General features: G+C 32.1%; 23 protein-coding genes. 17 read left to right on the forward strand and 6 right to left on the reverse strand.

Annotated features, from left to right (window positions below):
• Nucleotides 1-41 precede the first annotated feature (41 nt).
• Nucleotides 42-989 carry a sulfite exporter TauE/SafE family protein gene (locus H277_RS0109145; RefSeq protein WP_019975284.1) on the forward strand — a complete coding sequence of 316 codons (948 nt, stop codon included), beginning with the start codon at nucleotides 42-44 and terminating at the stop codon, nucleotides 987-989.
• A 59-nt stretch (nucleotides 990-1,048) separates the two neighbouring features.
• Here the strand turns inward: H277_RS0109145 and H277_RS0109150 are convergent, their stop codons facing one another.
• Nucleotides 1,049-1,837, reverse strand: coding sequence for a hypothetical protein (locus H277_RS0109150; RefSeq protein WP_019975285.1), 789 nt, complete (start codon nucleotides 1,835-1,837; stop codon nucleotides 1,049-1,051).
• 354 nt (nucleotides 1,838-2,191) lie between these two features.
• Between H277_RS0109150 and H277_RS20195 the strand changes: the two genes are divergently transcribed.
• The 3 genes from H277_RS20195 to H277_RS0109165 all read left to right on the forward strand — a co-directional run bounded on the left by H277_RS20195 (nucleotide 2,192) and on the right by H277_RS0109165 (nucleotide 4,772).
• On the forward strand, nucleotides 2,192-2,347 hold the full coding sequence (locus H277_RS20195) for a hypothetical protein (RefSeq protein WP_019975286.1): 156 nt from the start codon (nucleotides 2,192-2,194) through the stop codon (nucleotides 2,345-2,347).
• Between the two features lie 63 nt (nucleotides 2,348-2,410).
• The gene (locus H277_RS0109160) at nucleotides 2,411-4,093 is read left to right on the forward strand and encodes a tetratricopeptide repeat-containing sensor histidine kinase (RefSeq protein ID WP_146810399.1); all 1,683 of its coding nucleotides are present in this window, start codon (nucleotides 2,411-2,413) and stop codon (nucleotides 4,091-4,093) included.
• A gap of 13 nt (nucleotides 4,094-4,106) precedes the next feature.
• Nucleotides 4,107-4,772: a response regulator gene (locus tag H277_RS0109165; RefSeq protein WP_019975288.1), complete on the forward strand. Its 666-nt coding sequence runs from the start codon at nucleotides 4,107-4,109 to the stop codon at nucleotides 4,770-4,772.
• A 142-nt stretch (nucleotides 4,773-4,914) separates the two neighbouring features.
• Here the strand turns inward: H277_RS0109165 and H277_RS0109175 are convergent, their stop codons facing one another.
• The 3 genes from H277_RS0109175 to H277_RS18870 form a co-directional block, all read right to left on the reverse strand.
• Nucleotides 4,915-5,571: an SCO family protein gene (locus H277_RS0109175; protein ID WP_019975290.1), complete on the reverse strand. Its 657-nt coding sequence runs from the start codon at nucleotides 5,569-5,571 to the stop codon at nucleotides 4,915-4,917.
• The gene (locus H277_RS0109180) at nucleotides 5,564-5,860 is read right to left on the reverse strand and encodes a YHS domain-containing protein (protein ID WP_019975291.1); all 297 of its coding nucleotides are present in this window, start codon (nucleotides 5,858-5,860) and stop codon (nucleotides 5,564-5,566) included. Before H277_RS0109180 ends, H277_RS0109175 begins: the two co-directional genes overlap by 8 nt.
• Before the next feature lie 67 nt (nucleotides 5,861-5,927).
• A complete protein-coding gene (locus H277_RS18870; protein ID WP_146810397.1) occupies nucleotides 5,928-6,233 on the reverse strand; it encodes a hypothetical protein in 306 nt (101 codons plus the stop codon).
• Between the two features lie 254 nt (nucleotides 6,234-6,487).
• Between H277_RS18870 and ppk2 (H277_RS0109190) the strand changes: the two genes are divergently transcribed.
• The 4 genes from ppk2 (H277_RS0109190) (at nucleotide 6,488) to rplS (ending at nucleotide 9,410) form a co-directional block, all read left to right on the forward strand.
• A complete protein-coding gene (gene ppk2 / locus H277_RS0109190) occupies nucleotides 6,488-7,294 on the forward strand; it encodes a polyphosphate kinase 2 (protein ID WP_373865941.1) in 807 nt (268 codons plus the stop codon).
• A gap of 16 nt (nucleotides 7,295-7,310) precedes the next feature.
• Nucleotides 7,311-8,129 carry a polyphosphate kinase 2 gene (gene ppk2 / locus H277_RS0109195; protein ID WP_019975294.1) on the forward strand — a complete coding sequence of 273 codons (819 nt, stop codon included), beginning with the start codon at nucleotides 7,311-7,313 and terminating at the stop codon, nucleotides 8,127-8,129.
• A gap of 11 nt (nucleotides 8,130-8,140) precedes the next feature.
• Nucleotides 8,141-8,944 carry a polyphosphate kinase 2 gene (gene ppk2 / locus H277_RS18875; protein WP_019975295.1) on the forward strand — a complete coding sequence of 268 codons (804 nt, stop codon included), beginning with the start codon at nucleotides 8,141-8,143 and terminating at the stop codon, nucleotides 8,942-8,944.
• 115 nt (nucleotides 8,945-9,059) lie between these two features.
• Entirely contained in the window at nucleotides 9,060-9,410 is a 351-nt protein-coding gene (rplS, locus tag H277_RS0109205; protein ID WP_019975296.1) for a 50S ribosomal protein L19, read from the forward strand.
• Between the two features lie 87 nt (nucleotides 9,411-9,497).
• On the opposite strand, the gene H277_RS0109210 is transcribed toward rplS, so the two are convergent.
• On the reverse strand, nucleotides 9,498-10,358 hold the full coding sequence (locus tag H277_RS0109210) for a cupin-like domain-containing protein (RefSeq protein ID WP_019975297.1): 861 nt from the start codon (nucleotides 10,356-10,358) through the stop codon (nucleotides 9,498-9,500).
• A gap of 107 nt (nucleotides 10,359-10,465) precedes the next feature.
• Nucleotides 10,466-11,707, reverse strand: a complete 1,242-nt coding sequence (locus H277_RS0109215) for an NAD(P)/FAD-dependent oxidoreductase (RefSeq protein WP_026357510.1) — start codon at nucleotides 11,705-11,707, stop codon at nucleotides 10,466-10,468.
• An 88-nt stretch (nucleotides 11,708-11,795) separates the two neighbouring features.
• Here H277_RS0109215 and flxA point away from each other — a divergent pair, with 88 nt between their 5' ends.
• From flxA to H277_RS0109260, 9 genes are read left to right on the forward strand one after another with little or no spacing between them, the layout of a single operon-like run.
• Nucleotides 11,796-13,301: a flexirubin biosynthesis tyrosine ammonia-lyase FlxA gene (flxA, locus tag H277_RS0109220; RefSeq protein WP_146810395.1), complete on the forward strand. Its 1,506-nt coding sequence runs from the start codon at nucleotides 11,796-11,798 to the stop codon at nucleotides 13,299-13,301.
• A gap of 11 nt (nucleotides 13,302-13,312) precedes the next feature.
• Nucleotides 13,313-14,425, forward strand: a complete 1,113-nt coding sequence (locus H277_RS0109225) for a WG repeat-containing protein (RefSeq protein WP_019975300.1) — start codon at nucleotides 13,313-13,315, stop codon at nucleotides 14,423-14,425.
• A 17-nt stretch (nucleotides 14,426-14,442) separates the two neighbouring features.
• Nucleotides 14,443-15,174 (forward strand): flexirubin biosynthesis SDR family reductase FlxB, encoded by a 732-nt coding sequence (gene flxB, locus H277_RS0109230; protein ID WP_019975301.1) that lies wholly within the window; start codon nucleotides 14,443-14,445, stop codon nucleotides 15,172-15,174.
• A 5-nt stretch (nucleotides 15,175-15,179) separates the two neighbouring features.
• The gene (locus tag H277_RS0109235; RefSeq protein ID WP_019975302.1) at nucleotides 15,180-16,406 is read left to right on the forward strand and encodes a beta-ketoacyl-[acyl-carrier-protein] synthase family protein; all 1,227 of its coding nucleotides are present in this window, start codon (nucleotides 15,180-15,182) and stop codon (nucleotides 16,404-16,406) included.
• 1 nt (nucleotide 16,407) lies between these two features.
• Nucleotides 16,408-16,653, forward strand: coding sequence for a phosphopantetheine-binding protein (locus tag H277_RS0109240; RefSeq protein WP_019975303.1), 246 nt, complete (start codon nucleotides 16,408-16,410; stop codon nucleotides 16,651-16,653).
• 8 nt (nucleotides 16,654-16,661) lie between these two features.
• Nucleotides 16,662-17,531: an LpxL/LpxP family acyltransferase gene (locus tag H277_RS0109245; protein WP_019975304.1), complete on the forward strand. Its 870-nt coding sequence runs from the start codon at nucleotides 16,662-16,664 to the stop codon at nucleotides 17,529-17,531.
• A gap of 46 nt (nucleotides 17,532-17,577) precedes the next feature.
• Nucleotides 17,578-18,489, forward strand: coding sequence for a hypothetical protein (locus tag H277_RS0109250; protein ID WP_019975305.1), 912 nt, complete (start codon nucleotides 17,578-17,580; stop codon nucleotides 18,487-18,489).
• Between the two features lies 1 nt (nucleotide 18,490).
• Entirely contained in the window at nucleotides 18,491-19,630 is a 1,140-nt protein-coding gene (darB, locus tag H277_RS0109255) for a dialkylresorcinol biosynthesis protein DarB (protein ID WP_019975306.1), read from the forward strand.
• 3 nt (nucleotides 19,631-19,633) lie between these two features.
• Entirely contained in the window at nucleotides 19,634-20,074 is a 441-nt protein-coding gene (locus H277_RS0109260) for a hotdog family protein (RefSeq protein ID WP_019975307.1), read from the forward strand.

The following is a 20,074-nucleotide window of genomic DNA, read 5'->3' on the forward strand; positions in this document are numbered from 1 at the left end:
AATTTTCACTTTGTATGACTGCTATTTTAGACTACTCATAAATGAAAAATAATTATAAAGAGGGTTTTAACCGTAAATTAAATGACTCAAATCAATTTGCTCCATCAGTTGAAGGAAAAAAAACAACAAAAAAATATGGACGATTAGTAACTGAAATTACACTGATTTTCTTTGCTTTATTTGTTGGTTATGCTTTATCGTCAATTGTAAGTTTTTCCGATGCAAAATCTTTTGTAATGGATATTCCAACTGTTTTTTATATTATGTTAGCGGTTGGCTTCTTTGCTCAGCTGGTAGATGGGGCAGTAGGACTGGGGTATGGAGTAACTTGTTCTACCAGTATGATGCTGTTTGGCGTTAATTTACCCTCTATCAGCGGAAGTATTCATACAGCAGAAATGTTTTCGAGTGGAATAAGTGGTTTTTCGCATTATAAATTCGGAAATGTAAATAAAAAGTTGTTGATTGCTCTATCTGTTCCCGGCGTAATTGGAGCTGTTTCAGGATCATTGTTATTGGTTTATTTAGGAAATAAATATGAAACAATTACGTATGGAATTTTGGCTTCCTATACTTTAATTATAGGGATTCGATTAATCATTTTAGCATTCAGAAAAAAGATAGAACGTAAAAAGGTAGAACGAGTTGGTTTTTTAGGATTTGCGGGTGGCTTTTTAGATGCCTTTGGAGGTGGAGGCTGGGGACCGGTTGTTACTTCGACATTATTGGCAAAAGGTAAAAAATCAAACTTAGTTGTAGGAACAGTTAGTTTAGCAGAGTTCTTTGTAACACTTTCAGCTTCTTTAACTTTTTTTGTAGCATTGGGTGTAAGCCATGGCTTTATTATTACAGGTTTGATAATTGGCGGAACAATTGCAGCTCCATTTGCAGCGAAATTGGCAGGGAAAATACCTCAGAAAGTAGCAGTTTTAGCTGTAGCATTTTTAGTAATCACCTTTAGTGTTCGTATTCTTTTTAAAATTTTCTAAATTTCTATAGTAGCTTTACTAATCAAAGCACTCTTCATTGTAGTATGTCGAGTGTTTTTTTATTGTTCTTTTGTTAAGACATATTTATTCAAAATATATTTAGTAATAGGTTTTAAAGTTTTTCCACTTTCCGGATGCAAACCATAATTGGTGTAAAACTCTATTTCCCCATTATTCTTAATGTACCATACTTTATTAATTGCATTCTCAAAATTTAAAGTATCCACTTGTGTAATTTTTTTCAACTGAAAAATCGTTTCATTATAAGGAACAGCGTTCATTTGAGGAGAAGTATTATCGCAGTCAATTTCTTCATAATGATTTTCTTTCCAAACCATGCAAGAGGAGTTAAAGTCTATTGAATTGAAGAATAATCCACCGGCAATAAGGGTTGTTGCAATTCCACTGCCTGTTAAAATCTTATTGTTAGATAATTTTATTTTTTCACGAACAATGTTCTTTTGTGAAGAGTGTTCTATTTCTAAAAAATTTTCATTGAACTTTTTTTCAGGAGGATCATGGATTTCTACTGACCTATTTTCAAATTCTTTGTTTTCTTTTTCTTTAATAATATGTTGTGTAAATTGAAGATTAAAAACGCCAAAATTTTCGTAACCAATATATTTTGCTAACCGGTTTAGCTTTTCTACAGAGATATTCTTTTTTTCGATTTCATCTTTCAGAAAATAGTCATAATACCTCGAGAATGTTTTACTTGTAATGCGGTATCCATAATCTTCAGAAAAGATATCCTCCAGGCATTTTGAAATAGCATTTTTAGAACAATTTCCACAATCAGCTTTTGCTTTCTCAAAGACTTTTTCGAATAGATGTTTTTTTGCAGACATTTCCTTACCAAATTCTTTTACAAAGTAGACAAATTTTGGACAAAATAAATTACGGTTTCCCGTAAAACAGGGTAGCTGAAAATTGTCTAAAACTTGTCTATTGTTTGTCTAACACGCTATTGAGGTTTCACATTTACTTTGCGATAGAAATCAATACAAAAACAAAACAATCTGATTTCTAAAACCGTAATGTTGAAAATAGTTGAGGTTAACTGAAGGGAAGCATTTTTCCTTTAACTGTTTTCACTTTACAAAAACTTCCCACTAAAGAAGCGCTTCTTTTTTCTGTGTACACTGTTCGCAATCTGTTTTGCGAAGAAGAACACCTATGTCAAAAAGTAAAAAATTAAAACAATGTTAGAATTATTATTCGCTTTATTGGGATTCTTATTTCCAAATCAAAATGCAAACCCAATTACACAAAGTCAACATCAAATAGAACAAGTCGCAACTGATAATGTAGATGGCGACACAAATGGTGAAACAGGCCAGATACCTCCTAAAAAATAAACTTGAAGCGGATAGAGTAATCTATCCGTTTTTTCTTTAGCTTTATTGAGTAAATTCAATGATTTGAAAAAAGCTTTATTTTTTGGTTTAATTTTATTTGTTTTTTCGTGTCAATCGACTCAAGATAGAGGAACTGATCAGGATTTTCACTATGAAAATGAAGCCTATGATATTGCTTGGAAATTTTATGAAAAACAAGAATATGATAGTGCATATGTTTATTTTAATCAGGCAAAAGAGATTTTCTTAAAACAAATGAATAAATCTCAGGCAGCAAAATGCTTGATTAATATGGCATATATTGGTCATAATAAAGGAGATTGGTTTGGAAGCCAAGAACTAAATATAGAAGCGATAAAATTCTTAAATCCTAAATTAAAAAACGATAAAGAAATACTTTCCAGTGCATACAATAGTTTAGGACAAAGTACACACGAATTAGGAATTTATAGAGAAGCAATTTATTACTACCAGAAATCCATTGATTTTTCTACTGATCAGAATACCATTATTATCAATCAAAATAACATTGCAAATACCTATCGTTACAATCATCAATTTGAAGAAGCCATAAAAATCTATCAAAATTTATTGAATAATAAACAGGTGAGCGAAAACCCAAAAGAATATGCTCGCATTTTAGATAATTTAGCTTATACAAGTTGGTTGCAAAAGAAACAACGAATTGTTGAAGAAGATTTAAACAAGGCATTAAATATAAGATTAAAGGAAAATGATTTGTGGGGACAGAATGCTAGTTATGCACATTTGACGGATTATTTTTCAGAAAAGGATAAAGTAAAAGCATTGAAATATGCTTACAAAAGAAAAGTGATTGCTTTTGAAAATAATAGTGCAAATGATCAATTGGAAGTTTATCAGCAATTAATCTTGTTGGAAAATCCAACAAATTCTAAAGAATATTTTAAAGCCTATCAGAAATTGAATGATAGCATTCAGCTTGAACGAAATAAAGCCAAAAACCAGTTTGCCCTAGTTCGTTATGATTCCGAAAAAAATAAAGCTGATTTTTTGAAAGCAGAAGCAGAGAATGAAAAGAAAAAAAATGCAATTTTAAAACTTTATATTTTTATTGGGTTATTGATTGTGTTGTTATGTTTTGCTTATTTCTTATTCAAGAAACGTAAACAAAAATTAGAACAAGAAAAAATATTAGAAGTCAAAAAAACAGAACTGAAATATTCAAAAAAGGTACATGACAAAGTAGCAAATGGAATTTATCATGTGATGTCAGGTATTGAAAATAATTTGCACCTAAATAAAGAAGAGATATTAAACAAATTAGAACTTGTTTATGAGATTTCACGTGATATTTCTTACGACAAGATGGATGAAAATCAACATAACAATTTTGCAGATAAACTATTTCAAATGTTAAGTTCTTATGATTCTGATGAAGTGAAAATATTTCTTATCGGAAATGAAAATGAGCTTTGGAAGAATGTTTCAGAAACTTCAAAAACAGAAGTTTTCTTAGTGATGCAAGAACTTCTGACCAATATGAAGAAACACAGTGAAGCTTCACGAGTCATCTTGAATTTTAAACAAGAGGATCAACAAATAAAAATCAACTATTCGGATAATGGAATCGGAATTTCGGAATTGAAACCAAAAAACGGATTGCAAAATACGGTTTCACGTATTTCTAATTTGAATGGAGATGTTATTTTTGATATGGAAAATGTGAATGGATTAAAAATTACCATTACATTCCCAGTTCTATAACCAATATAAAAGTATGTTTAAAAAAGTATTAATTGCAGAAGATTTTGAGAGTTTTAATGTTTCAGTTCAAAAAGTTTTAAAGGATTTGAATGTAGAAAATCCTGATTATGCTTTTTATTGTGATGATGCTTTATTGAAAGTGAAAAAAGGATTATTAGATAACCAGCCTTATGATTTATTGATTTCTGATTTGTCATTTGAAGAAGATCATCGTGAACAAAAGATAAAAGGGGGAAGAGAGCTGATTGAAGCTGTCAGATTAATTCAGCCGGAGTTGAAAGTAATCGTTTTTTCAGTTGAAAGAAAAGCAGATATGGTCGATAATCTTTTCAAGAAATACGAAATCAATGGTTTTGTGGCCAAAGGAAGAGAAGATTCGAAAGAATTGAAAAAGGCGATACAAACAGTTTTTTCAGGAGGAACGCATTTGGAATTGGATATGAAACGGACCATCAAGCATAAGAATACGTTTGAGTTTACTTCTTATGACGTCACATTGGTTTCTTTACTTTCTAATGGTATTTTATTAAAAGATATCCCAATTCATTTAGTGAAGAAAGATATTAAACCGTCGAGTAAAAGTAGTGTAGAAAAAAGATTAAATACACTTAAAGAATCATTGCAAGTAACAAGCAATCATCAACTAGTTGCTTTTTTTAAGGATTTGGGAAGTATATAAAAAAATAAATATTTTATATGTCCAATACTTATTCTAAAGATTACAGCGAATTTTTGGAAGTTTTTGTTGAAGTTAAGTCAGATGGAGAAATTGTCGAAATAAAATTAAAATAATAAATCCCGCAACAGCGGGATTTATTATTTTATTCAGCTAAAAGCTTTTTAATATCTTCTTTCAAAAATTCTATTTCGGGATGATATGCTCCACTAAGTGAAGGTTCTTTTCCTTGAGGATCTTTGTAGTTCAATCCGGAATAAAACAAAAGAGGAACACCAGAGGTTGTATACCTACTTCTGATATTTCCCTGTTTATCCACTAAAGCCAGTTTTCCACTGTGGTTCAATCCCTCTGCAGTTGTTTCATCTTTGCCAACATAAATATTGAATTTATCGGAAAGCTGTTCGATAGTTTCCCGATTAGCAGTCAGGTAATGCCAATTTGGTGTTTTTACACCAATTTGTTTCGAATATTCTAACAGTCGATCAGGTGTATCTCGTTTCGGATCAATAGTAACAGAGATGAAACCAAGGTTAGGATCGTTTATTTCATCTTCTACAGAACGTAAATTATGACTCATAACAGGACAAATAGTAGGGCAGCTTGTAAAGAAAAACTCTACGACATATACTTTTCCCAGCATATCACGGTCTGTAATTGTTTGGTTATGCTGATTTGTCATCGAAAATTCAGGAACTTTCATGACTTTATACAATTCATCTTTTGGTCTGTTTTTTAACCAAAAAACAGACCCGATTACACCTAAAATAATGACAATTACAGCGATTAATTGTTTATTCATGAAGATGTTTTTCCGGACTTTTCAAAAATTCTTCTTTACACATCGCAGAACAGAAACCATAGGTTTTTCCTTGATAAGTTACAGTATCACTTAAATGATCAGCAGTTTTCATTCCGCAAATAGGATCAACTTCATTTACAACTGCAACCTCTAATTTTTTTACAGCTTTCATTTCTTCATGCGATACATGTTTTACTTCAAAAACATCTTGTTTTGGTTGTTCTTTATGACAAGAACTAAACGTGAAGCCTAGAATTGTTAGGACGAAAATATGTTTTAAATTTTTCATTTCTAATGATTTTTTATGTTTAATAAATTGTTTTTTCTGATTTAGAACTCAGATTGATGGAAAAATACTAAACAATAGGTGGATGAAAAACTAAGCGGATAATATATTCAGAATTAATGTCTAAATAATAATCGATTGTAGACTGATTTTGTTCGACAGCATATTTTTTAGGAGGAAGAGCTTCTTTATGAGGAATAATTGCTTCGAGAAGCTTAACCGAATTTTTTACGAAATGATTTTCTGTTTGATTCTTTTCTGTTTTCTTGACTTCTTTTTTTAAATAACAAAAACCATTACAAAGAACCTCGGGTTTCTCCCGATTTTCACATTGTTCATATGCTATTTTATCATAGTTCAAAACATAGTCTATCATTGGCATTAGAGGACGAAATGCGATAGAAAAGACCAACAATATGAAAAATAGAATGCGCAAAAAACTAATTTAAGTACAAATTTAACCAAATTGATTGAGGTTGAACATGATAAATTTTATGATTTTAAGTAAAAGATTTATAGATTTCTTCACGTTTTGCTATGATAAAATTTTTATCTTAAAAAAGATTTTTACAATCTAAATTATTTATGAAAAAAAGTAAGATTTCTGATTTTACAACAACTGATGAATTAATGCATTTTTTGGTTGAGAATCAAGAAGAAAATCCTCTCTATAGAAATGTGATCAAGAAGTTTGAATATGAAAAAGAATTATTAAAATTACAATCAGAATTGGTTAATCTTCAAAATTGGGTTTCGACAGAAAATAAAAAAGTAGCCATTATTTTTGAAGGACGGGATGCATCAGGAAAAGGTGGTACGATTCGTCGATTTAGAGAGCATCTTAATCCTCGTTCTATGCGTGTTGTAGCATTGAATAAACCTACTGAAGTAGAACAAAATCAATGGTATTTTACACGCTATATTAAAGAGCTGCCAAATGCAGGTGAAATTGTTTTTTTTGATAGAAGTTGGTACAATAGAGCAGTTGTAGAACCGGTTATGGGATTTTGCACAGAAAAACAATATGAACAATTTATGGTGCAGGTTTCTGAGTTTGAGCATATGTTATACGAATCTGGTACCCATATTATTAAATTGTGGTTTTCTATTACAAAAGAAGAACAGCAAGCTCGTTTTGACTCTCGCCTGAACAATCCGCTTAAAAAATGGAAGTATAGCCCTGTTGATGCAAAAGGTCAAGAGTTATGGAACGAATTTTCGACTTACATTAATCAAATGTTTACCAGAACACATAATTCTTTCTCTCCCTGGATAATTGTAAATGCAAATGACAAAAACTTAGCTCGTTTAGAATCTATTCGCTATGTATTATCCTTATTTAATTATAAAGGCAAGGAGGAAGCTGAAGCAGATTTGATGGTTGATCCGAATGTAATCGAACGTTATTATCGCATGGTAAAAGAATTGAATCATTAATTTTAATAAACTGAAAATGGAATTAAAACGGAAAGATTTAAAATTAATTGAAACAAAAAAAGGTCTTGTAGGACTTTTGCAATCAGACCATGGAAAATTAAATTTTACAAAAGCACTTCGAACTGTAAAATATGAGAACAGGATAGAAGAATTACAAGAAGAATTGATTAAGCTTCAAACATGGGTGGCTGAAAATAAACAAAAAGTGGTCATTGTATTCGAAGGTCGGGATGCAGCAGGAAAAGGAGGAGCAATTCGCAGAATTGTAGAGCATTTAAATCCGCGTGAACATCGAATTGTAGCCTTACCGCGACCAAATGAAGTAGAGCGGGGGCAATGGTATTTTCAACGTTATGTGCGTCAATTACCTCGGGAAGGTGAAATTGTTTTCTTTGATAGAAGTTGGTACAACAGAGCAGTTGTAGAACCTGTGAATGGATTTTGTACACGTGATGAATACGAAACATTTATGGATGAGGTAAATGATGTCGAAAAAATGTGGGTCAATTCAGGAATATATTTAATTAAAATCTATTTCTCCATTACAAAAGAACAACAAATGAAACGATTTAATGACATCATAAAATCACCTATTAAAAGGTGGAAATATAGTTCTGTCGATCAGAAAGCCCAAGATTTATTTGAAGTTTATTCTGAATATAAAGATAAAATGTTTGAGAAGACTGATACGAAAATAGCACCCTGGAAAATTATTGATGCGAATAAAAAGTACAAAGCCAGAGTAGAAGCGATGGAATATATTTTAGTCAAGATTCCATATAATGATAAAAATAAACGTATTTTAAAGCATCAGAATTTAGAAGAAGAAAATTAAAACTAAAAACTATGGCTGAATTTGATTTGAATGATTTAGAAAAGATTAATGATAAACAAGAAATCATTGATTTTTTAGTCGAACATAATATCATTAAAGAAAAGAAATTCAAGGAACAGCTTGCATATGAGAAAGAACTAAAACAATTGCAAGAAAAATTGCTGGAAATACAATCGAAAGTTATTCAGGGAAACAAACGCGTGCTGATTATTTTTGAAGGTCGGGATGCTGCAGGAAAAGGCGGAACAATATCCCGTATAGCAGAGTTTCTTAATCCTAAGAAATACCGTGTAGAAGCTTTACCAAAACCAACAGAAATGGAACAAGGCCAATGGTATTTTCAGCGTTATTTTCAGAAATTGCCTAACGCGGGTGAAATTGTTTTTTTTGATCGTTCATGGTATAATAGGGCTGTTGTAGAACCTGTTTTTGGTTTTTGTTCTGATGAAAAATACACGAAGTTTATAAAACAGGTTGTAGAAGTGGAACAGCTTTTACAAGATGACGGAATTATTCTGATAAAATTATTTCTTTCTATTTCTAAGGAGGAGCAAGCCAAGCGTTTACAAGAACGCAAAGAAAATGAATTAAAGCAATGGAAATTAGGTGCTTTGGATCAAAAAGCTCAAGAATTATGGGAGGTTTACACAACATATATTGATAAGATGTTTCAACAAACAGGAACGGAAGTTTCTTCTTGGATAGAAATAGAGACAGATGATAAAAAAGAGGCGCGAATTTTAGCCATGAAATCTATTACAGCAAAGCTAACGAATCAATCTTTTAAAAATGATTTAGTGAAAAATCATTCATAAAAGTAAGAGAATCATTTGTGTAATCAAGATTTTTGATTAATTTTGCACCCACATTGTTCAACCTCTGACGAAAGACGTTTAAGTTGCTCAATATAAATAAATTGAAATTATTAAAATGGAAAATTTAGTAAAATACGTACAAGAGAAATACGTAGCTAAAAAAGAATTCCCAGCTTTCGCAGCAGGTGATACTATTACTGTTTATCAAGAAATTACAGAGGGTGGAAAAACTCGTGTTCAGTTCTTTAAAGGGGTTGTTATCCAAAGAAGAGGACAAGGAACTACAGAAACTTTCACAATCCGTAAAATGTCTGGTGATGTAGGTGTTGAGCGTATCTTCCCAGTAAACATGCCGGCTTTACAAAAAATTGAAGTGAACAAAAAAGGTAAAGTTCGTAGAGCTCGTATCTTCTACTTCAGAGCATTACGTGGTAAAAAAGCTCGTATTAAAGACGCTGCTTACTAAAAAGTACTTTTTAGAAGAAATAAAAATCCGTTCGAATATTCGAACGGATTTTTTTCTATTTGAGAAATGATTTTCTCAAAAGAGTTTTCAAATATTATAATATTGATGACTTTTTTTGATGGCTAATTTTTCTTTAAAATGAATCCATTTGAGTTGGAAAATTTTACGCATCAATTTATCTGTGTAGCGCATAATAAATACATGATAGACAGTATTTAAAACTTGAAAGAATTCATTTGGGAAAGCGCGTAAAGACATTGAAAAACCAGGCTCTAAATAACGGTTGTAATGCCAATAACCGCGAGGTATAAACAAGGCATCACCATGATTCATTACAAAATCATACCCTTGTGCATGTTTTAGTGCCGGAAATTTTTCGTAATCAGGGTTATCATAGTCAATCTCATAAATTGTATGGACTGAAAGAGGAACTTTGTAAAGCGCTTTTGATTGTTTTGGATCAAATAACAAAATTCGTTTATTTCCATGAAACTGAAAGTGAAAAAAATCTGTCATATCCACATCATAATGCATCAAAACCTTTGCCTCACTCCCTCCAAAAAATAAAGTAGGCAAACGCTCAAAATATTTTAACCCGAGGTCGGGGAAGGTGAAATTTTTGAGTAACTCGGGGATTTTATCTTTGATAATAAAAAAGAAAATTCTCAAGTCAGAAGGTTCTTTTTTGATTAAATCAACATACTCGTTAAATTTCATATAAGTTGCAGGTGTATCCGAACTTTTTTTAGGATCTGCAGGTTTGCTGTCATATAATGGAACAACTTGCTCTCCGGCCTTATCTTTAATATAATCGAGATTCCATTTGTCAAAATCTTTCCAATTCTTGGCATAACCTTTCAACAACAAAGGTTTTCTTTTCTTGAGATAATTTTGAATAAAATCTTCTTTCGAAATCGATTCAACTGTATCTATGGACTGAAATTTCATATGTCATGCGGATTGTGTTGTTCAAAAATACTTAAACTAACTGAAAAATATAAGAGACGAAAGATTTATTTTTAAATGAAAAAAGCCAACATAAGTTGACTTTTTAATTATTTTTCTTTCACCATTTTGATCAAATGAGCCATATTGCGAATAACACTATTGTGTTTTCTAACAAAAGGATTTTCTTTGTTCCAAACATAACCTGCTAAAACGGCACAAATTTTTTCTTTTACATCAGGATTTTCAGGTTGATGAAAAAACAATTCTTGTAAATTTCCGGTATACCATTCCTGTACATAGGTCGTGAAAACCTCGATACCTTCTTTCATGTAGTCTTCATAATCAGTTTGCCAATCAACATTTTCATTGTTAATTTCTTTTATGGCCAGTTTAGCAGCTTTTAATCCGCTTTCTGTTGCGAAGCAAACACCAGAAGAGAAAACAGGATCCAAAAACTCTGTACTGTTTCCGGTTAAAACATAACCATCACCAAACATTTTAGTGACAGCAGCCGAATAATTTTTTAACCATATTGGATTAAATTCAAACGGGAGGTTTCCAAAACGATTGACATAAAAATCGGACTTCTGAATAGCATTATGTAAAGCTTCCGTAGTATCTCGACTAGAAGATAAACGATTGATATAATCCGTAGGACCAACGATGCCGACACTTGTTTTTCCATTCGAGAAAGGAATAACCCACAACCAAACTTTAGTTTCAATAATATCAAAAGAAATCTGAGTTCCTTCTCGTCCTTCTGGCCGTCGGATATCGTGAACATGTGTAAAAATTGCTGAATGAGGATTTAATTTTGAAGGATGGTCAATATTCAATAATCTCGGTAGTACACGTCCGTAACCACTAGCATCAATTAAGAATTTTGCATGGATTTGGTAGGTTTCTCCATTTTGTTTTTTTACGGTAGTAATTGATTTTTTTCCTTCAAATTGAACTTCAATTACTTCCTCATTAAAACGTAAATCAGCTCCTTTATCTACGATTGCATTTGCTAAAGTCATGTCGAAATCCGCGCGAGGAACCTGCCAAGTCCAATCTTGTCCTTCGCCAAATTTTTTACTAAAATCAAAAATACAGATTTGTTCTCCTCTTATAAATCTAGCACCTGGTTTTATTTCAAAATTCTGTTTATTTAAATAAGGTAACAAACCAGCTTCTTCAAAATGATCCATAGAGCGAGGAATTAAACTTTCCCCTACAACAATTCGGGGAAATTGAGTTTTTTCTAAGACAATGACATGAATGTTCTTTTCTCTTAAATAAGCTGCTGCAACCGATCCTGAAGGTCCTGCACCAATGATTAAAACATCTGTATTTTCAATCATGATTTTTTGTATAGTTTTTTAATTATTTTTGCAACTGATTGAGGAAATAAATCACCAAGAAATCGATAATTTTTTTTACCTAATCAATAGCATGACAAAATTAACAATTGACACTGTAGAAAACATACTTTTTGCAAATAAAAAATTAACACTTGATAAATCTATTCTTGATCGAGTTGAGAAAAGTTTTCAGTTTTTAAAAGAATTTTCAAAAAATAAAATAATTTATGGCGTAAATACAGGCTTTGGACCGATGGCTCAATATCGTATTGAAGAAGAAAATACAATTCAACTTCAATATAATTTAATCAGAAGCCACTGTACAGGAATAGGAGAGCCTTTAACTTTAGAACAGATAAAAGCTGCTATTATAGCTCGTCTTAATACATTGTCCTTGGGATATTCAGGAATTCATCCGTCGGTTTTGTTGCTGATGCAAGAACTAGTAAACCGCGATATTTTACCTGTTATCTATCAACATGGGAGTGTTGGTGCGAGTGGAGATTTAGTTCAACTAGCACATTTAGCTTTAACATTGATAGGAGAAGGAGAAGTCTTTTATAAAGGAGAGTTAAAATCGACAAAAGAAGTTTTTGAACTTGAGAAATTAAAACCGATTGAGGTTCATATCCGCGAAGGGTTGTCTATTATGAATGGAACTTCGGTGATGACAGGAATTGGAATGGTAAATTTGATTAAAGTAAATCAATTAATCAACCTCTCCATTACACTAAGCTCGATGATGAATGAAATTGTACAATCTTTTGACGATCATTATTCACAACCATTGAATGAAGCGAAAGAGCATTTCGGACAACGATACGTTGCAGAGAAGATGTCTGAATTTTTGAATGACAGTAAATTGGTGAAAAAACGTGCTGATGAAATGTATCAAGAACGCACAGAGAGAATTTTTGAAGAAAAAGTCCAGGAATATTATTCGTTGCGTTGTGTTCCTCAGATTTTAGGGCCAATTTATGATACTTGGAATGCAGCGAAGGAAGTTTTAGAAAATGAAATAAATTCGGCCAGTGATAATCCAATTATCGATGTTGAGAATCAAACGGTTCACCACGGAGGTAATTTTCATGGAGATTATGTTTCGTTGGAATTGGATAAATTAAAATTGGCTGTTACACGTTTGTCGATGCTGAGTGAACGTCAGTTAAACTATTTAGTCAATCCAAAGATTAATAATATTTTACCGCCTTTTGTTAATTTAGGAATGCTTGGTTTTAACTTCGGTTTGCAAGCTGCGCAGTTTACAGCAACCTCTACAACGGCAGAAAATCAAACACTTTCTACGTCAATGTATGTGCATAGTATTCCCAATAATAATGATAATCAGGATATTGTAAGTATGGGGACTAATGCGGCAACAATTTGCGCAAAAGTCATTGACAATACATTTGAAGTGTTGACTGTCCAAAGTTTAGCTGTTACACAAGCGATAGAATATTTAGAAATACAAGATAAATTATCATCAAAAGGAAAGAGATTTTATGAATCGATTCGTGAAATAGTTCCTGTATTTAAAGAAGATGAAGTGATTTATCCTTATCTTAAAAAAGTAAAAAACGAATTACTGAATTTTTAGAATAATGACTTATGAGAAAATATCTTTTATTATCATTTTTAAGTATTTCTTTCGGAATATTATCTGCTCAGAAATTAGCATTGGTAAAAACAAAAAATAAAATCGGATTTATTGGCGAAAATGGACAATATTTGATAGAACCTCAATATTCTGATGCAAAAGATTTCTCCGAAGGACTTGCAGCAATTAAAAAAGGAAATCGTTGGGGATTTATTAATAAGGAGAATCAGTGGGTAATTGAACCTATTTATTCCAATGCAAAGAAGTTTAATTCTGGAATTGCGATGGTTGAAATTGATAAAAAGTGGACATATATTAATACAAAAGGAGAACAACTAAATTATCCTTTAACTGATAGAGTCTATGATTTTAATGAAGGTGTTGCTTTTATCAGAAAAGGAGATTTGGTTGGTTTAATAGACCATAATGGAAATGTACTTGTAGAACCGACATATCATGTTATTAGGACTTTTATCAATGGATATGCGAAAGTAGCATTGAATAAAAAATGGGGTGTAATTGATACAGAAGGGAATTTGGTTGTCAACTTAGAATATGATGATGTTGGAGAGTTTAGTCAAGATGTTGTTTGGGCAAAAAAAGGAACTGATTTTGGAATTGTTTCTAATAATCAATTCATAGCTATAGAAGGAGCAGATTTTATTGGGAACTTCAACGCTAGTTCATACACTTTTGCCAGAAAAAATCATAAGTTTGGTTTTATCAATAAAAAAGGGGAATGGATCATAGCACCTGTTTTTTCTAATGCAAAATCATTTTCGAATGGGCTAGCTCCTATTGAGGAGAAAGGTAAATGGGGGTTTATCAATGAAGGAGGAGAAGTCGTTATTCAACCAAAATACAATAATGCAGAAGTTTTTAGCGAATTAGGATTAGCTCCTGTAAAAGAAGGCGGTAAATGGGGATTTGTAAATAAAGCAGGTCAATTAGTAATTCCCGCTTTATATGACATCTCTGTAAGTTTCGGATTTTCACAAAAAGATAAAGGGTTCAATGGTCAATTAGCTCGAGTAAAAAAGCAAGGAAAATGGTCTTTTCTTGATGAAAATGGAAATGTATTAGCAGACAAATGGTTTGATAATGCGGAACTTTTTAATGAATAAAAATAGATTTATATAGCATGAAATGTGCAATTGTAACTGGTGGTTCACGTGGAATAGGAAAGGCAATTTGTTTGAAGATTGCAGCAGAACATGAATACCATCTTTTAATAAATTATAATTCGAACGAAGCAGCAGCGTTGGAAACTTTGAAAGAAGTAGAAGCTTTGGGAGGAACGGGAGAAATCTTAAAATTTGATGTTGCAAATGCAACACAAACACAGCAGGTTTTAACCGATTGGACTGAAAAAAATACTGAGGCAATTGTTGAGGTAATTGTAAATAATGCGGGGATTACAAAAGATAATTTGTTTATGTGGATATCACAAGACGACTGGTCGAATGTAATCAATACAAGTTTGAATGGTTTTTATAATGTAACCCATTTTTTTATCAATCCTTTATTGAGAAATAGATTTGGAAGAATTGTAAACATTGTATCTGTTTCCGGATTGAAGGGAACACCGGGACAAACAAATTATTCTGCTGCTAAAGCAGCGGTTATAGGGGCTACAAAAGCTTTAGCTCAAGAGATTGCGAAACGAAATGTAACTGTAAATGCAGTGGCTCCTGGTTTCATTGAAACGGATATGACGGATAGTTTAGATCAAAAAGAATTAATGAAATTGATCCCTGCTAACCGTTTTGGAAAAACTGAGGAAGTGGCGGATTTGGTAAGCTTTTTGGTTTCTAAAAAGTCAAGTTATATCACCGGAGAAGTAATTAATATAAACGGAGGAATTTATTCTTAGGTAAAATGAGTCAAAGAGTAGTTATAACAGGAATGGGAATCTATTCTTGTCTAGGAACATCATTAGAAGAAGTAACCGAGTCTCTGCGTCAAGGTAAATCAGGAATTATTTTTGATGAAGAACGCAAAGAATTTGGTTTCAAATCAGCGTTGACAGGAACTGTTCCAGCTCCGGATTTGAAACCATTTCTAAATCGCCGCCAGCGAATTACGATTGGTCAAGAAACTGAATTTGCATATATGGCAACTTTAGAAGCATTGAAAAATGCAGATTTGACAGAAGAATATATCAAAACAAATGAGGTTGGGATTATCTATGGGAATGACAGTGTATCAAAAGCAATTATTGATGCAATAGATATTGTACGCGAGAAAAAAGACACAGAATTAATTGGTTCCGGAGCGATTTTCAAATCTATGAACTCTACGGTTACGATGAATCTAGCCACAATCTTCGAATTAAAAGGAATCAACATGACAATTAGTGCAGCCTGTGCAAGTGGCTCCCATTCTGTTGGACTAGGTTTTATGATGATTAAGGAAGGGTTACAAGATATGATTATCTGCGGAGGAGCTCAGGAGATTAATAAATATGCGATGGCGAGTTTTGATGGATTGGGTGTTTTTTCGGCAAAAGAAAATCAGCCCGAACAAGCTTGTCGCCCTTTCGATAAAAATCGAGATGGTTTAGTGCCAAGTGGTGGCGGTGCAACTTTGATTTTGGAAAGCTATGAATCTGCAATGAAACGCGGAGCTCCAATTATAGCGGAGGTTTTAGGATATGGATTTTCATCAAATGGTGGTCATATTTCAACACCAAATGTGGATGGGCCGGCTACAGCAATGAACAGAGCCTTGAAACAGGCAAATATTTCGGCAGAAGAAGTTCAATACATCAATGCACATGCAACTTCTACACCTGTTGGCGATGCAAATGAGGCAAAAGCAATTGATCTTGTTTTTGGAAAAACAAAACCTTTTGTGAGTTCTACCAAATCAATGACAGGGCACGAATGCTGGATGGCAGGGGCAAGTGAGATTATTTATTCTAATCTAATGATGATGAATGACTTCATTGCTCCGAATATTAATTTTGAAGAAGCAGACGAGGACTCAGCTAAATTAAATATTGTTAAAGAAACCTTAAATAAAGAATTTGACGTATATTTGTCGAATTCTTTTGGATTTGGTGGAACAAATTCTGCCTTAGTAATTAAAAAAATTAATCCCTAATATGGTGAAAAGTCAAATCGCTGAAAAATTAAATGCTATCTTAATTGATGAGTTTGAAGTTGATCCTTCTGTTATCTCAGAAGAAAAAAATATCAAAGAATCCTTGGATTTAGATAGTTTGGACTATGTTGATTTAGTGGTAATAATTGAATCTAATTTCGGTGTGAAATTAGTAAAAGAAGATTTTCAAAATATGATCACTTTTGAAGACTTCTATGCTATTGTAGAACAAAAGTTAGAGAAATAAAAACAGATATGAAACAATGGGATGGTCGTTCTAAAGGAACGGTCCTGGGGTATAAAATATTTGTCTATGTTATGAAAAAGCTCGGAATTAAGGCTGCCTACTCAGTCTTAATTTTTGTAGCTTTTTATTATTTTACAACAGCTTTCCGCAGCAATAAATTTATTTACGAATACTTTCGTAATCGGTTAAATTTTTCAGTTTTCAAATCAGTTTTAGGCGTGTATAAAAGTTATTATACTTTTGGACAGACGCTTATCGATAAAACGGCTATTAATGCTGGATTAAGAAATAAATATACCTACGAATTTGATGGGATCAATTTACTGAAAAATTTATTAAATCAGAAACAAGGCGGTATTCTGATTAGCGCTCATGTAGGAAATTTTGAAGTTGCGGAACATTTTTTGGCTGATATCGATTTTGATTGTCAGATTAATTTAGTCACAACTGACTTAGAACGAAATGTAATCAAAGAATATTTGGAAAGTATTTCGATGAAACCTTCGGTTAAGTTTATCTTAATCCAAGAAGATTTATCACACATATTCGAAATAAATCATGCACTTAGCCGAAACGAATTAATCTGTTTTACAGGAGATCGCTATTTCGAAGGGAATAAAATGATGTCAGAAAACCTTCTTGGTAAAGAAGCAAATTTTCCGGCTGGACCTTTCTCTATTGCTTCTCGACTGAAAGTGCCAGTTGCTTTTGTATACGTAATGAAAGAAAAAAATCTGCATTATCATTTATATGCACGTCAAGCGAGCTTTAAACATCGTGATGCAAATGCTCTACTGAAAGAGTTTTGCGTCAATCTTGAAACTATTGTAAAAAAATATCCGTATCAATGGTTTAATTATTTCGATTTTTGGAAGTAAATTACGCAACAATATGAATTTTAAACTACTATAACACCTAATTTACATGAAATCCAATGTATTAGTTGTTTATTACTCGCAGTCAGGACAATTAAAGGAGATTGTAGATCAAACAACATATGATTTAATTCATCATCAAGAGATTAAAGTGTCAACATATAAAATAGAAATGGAGGAAGAGTTTCCTTTTCCTTGGGATTTTTATTCCTTTTTTAATGCTTTTCCGGATAGTTTTTTACAAAAACAGAAGCGTATTAAACCAATTCCAACAGAAATTTTGAATCAAAAATATGATTTGATTTTATTGTATTATCAAGTTTGGTTTTTATCGCCTTCCATTCCAATTAATTCGTTTCTGAAAGATCATCAAACACAACAGATTTTAGAAAATACGAAAGTTATTACAATTAGTGGATCACGAAATATGTGGTTTCTGGCACAAGAGAAAATCAAAGTCCTATTGAAAAAAAACAATGCGATATTAACTGGAAATATAGCATTAGTGGATCATTCACCCAATTTAATAAGCGCAATGACGATTGTCAACTGGATGTTTTCCGGAGTTAAGAAACGAATGTTCAATTTATTGCCTTTACCGGGAATTAGTCAAAAAACAATTGAAGAAAGTAGAAGATTTGGCAAAATTATTTTAACTTCAATTCAAAATAATAATTATTCGAATTTACAAGAGAAATTGGTGCAGTTTGGAGCTGTTACTGTCAAGCCTTTTTTGATTTCTGTTGATAAAAAAGGAAATCGCATGTTTAAGATTTGGTCTAAAATAATAGAAACCAAAGAAGGTAAACAACGAGAAAAATACTTGAAATTCTTTTATTATTATTTAATTTTAGCCATTTGGATATTATCTCCAATAGTAAATTTGTTATATATAATATTTTATCCGTTCAATTATTTTAAGTATAAAAAACAGGTGAAATATTTTCAAGGAATAGAATAATATGCAGAATGTATATATAACGAAAACTTCGAAGTTTTTGCCAAATGATCCTGTTTCAAATGAAGAAATGGAAGATTTTTTAGGAAAAATTAATCAATTTCCTTCAAAAGCAAGAAGAATCGTTTTAAGAAATAATGGAATCAAAACGCGTTATTACGCATTAGATAAAGCAGGAAATAGTACGCATTCAAATGCAGAATTGACAGAAAAAGCGATTCTAAATTTATTTGACGATAGTTTCACACAAAATGACATAGAAGTGTTGTCGTGCGGAACTTCTACACCCGATTTACTGTTGCCATCCCATGCTGCGATGGTACATGGATTATTAAAAAATACTGTTTCTGTTGAACTAAATTCATCTTCAGGGGTTTGTAATTCAGGAATGAATGCATTAAAATTTGGATATCTTTCTGTTAAATCAGGGAATTCTAAAAATGCAGTTTGTTCAGGCTCAGAAAGAGTTTCAACATGGATGAAAGCAGAGAAGTTCGAAAATGAAATTGAGAATTTGAAAGAATTGGAAGAACAGCCAATTATTGCTTTTAAGAAAGATTTTTTGCGTTGGATGTTGTCTGATGGTGCCGGAGCTTTTTTATTACAAGATTTGCCAAACGAAAATAAATTTTCTCTAAAAATAGAGTGGATGGAATCATATTCTTATGCACACGAATTGGAAACATGTATGTATGCAGGAGGAGATAAGTTAGAAAACGGAGAAATGAAACCTTGGAGTGATTATTCTTCTTCGCAATGGCTGAAAGAATCTGTGTTTTCGTTAAAACAGGATGTCAAAATTTTGAATGAAAATATTTTGATAAAAGGTGTAGAGAGTATGAAAGCAGCGATGGATAAGCATCAGCTTTCTTCAGGAGATATTGACTATTTGTTGCCACATGTTTCGTCCAATTATTTTGTAAAAGGACTTTACCATGAATTTTGTAAAAAGGGAATTGATATTCCGTTAGAAAAATGGTTCATGAACCTGAGTAAAGTAGGAAATGTAGGTTCAGCTTCGGTCTTTTTGATGCTTGATGAACTTTTTCATAGTGGAAAACTAAAAAAAGGAGAAAGAATAATGCTTTGCGTTCCGGAAAGTGGTCGTTTTTCATATTCGTATGCTTATTTAACAGTCGTTTAAAAAATGAATAAAATAAAATTACCTAATCATACGATAGAGTTTATCAAACAATTGATCCCTCAACGAGAACCTATTATTATGGTGGATACTATTTTCGAATATGAAGAAGGAAAAGTTGTTGGAGGATTAACTGTAACAGTAGATTCAATTTTTGTAGCAAGTCAAGAGTTGAATGAATCAGGACTCTTAGAACACATGGCACAAACAGTAGCCTTGTATACAGGTTATCAATTTTATATTCGAAAAGAAACAGCACCGACAGGGTATATCGGTTCAATGAAATCAATAGATATTTACCGTTTGCCTAAAGTGAATGATAATTTAATCACAACCGCTACAATTTTGCACGAAGTGATGGGAGTGACTTTAGTTTCAATTGAAACGAAAATAAATGGAGAGATAATTGCAAAAGGAGAGATGAAAACAGTGATTGCAGAAACATAA

This window comes from Empedobacter brevis NBRC 14943 = ATCC 43319, assembly GCF_000382425.1.
GTDB classification, from domain to species: Bacteria; Bacteroidota; Bacteroidia; order Flavobacteriales; family Weeksellaceae; genus Empedobacter; species Empedobacter brevis.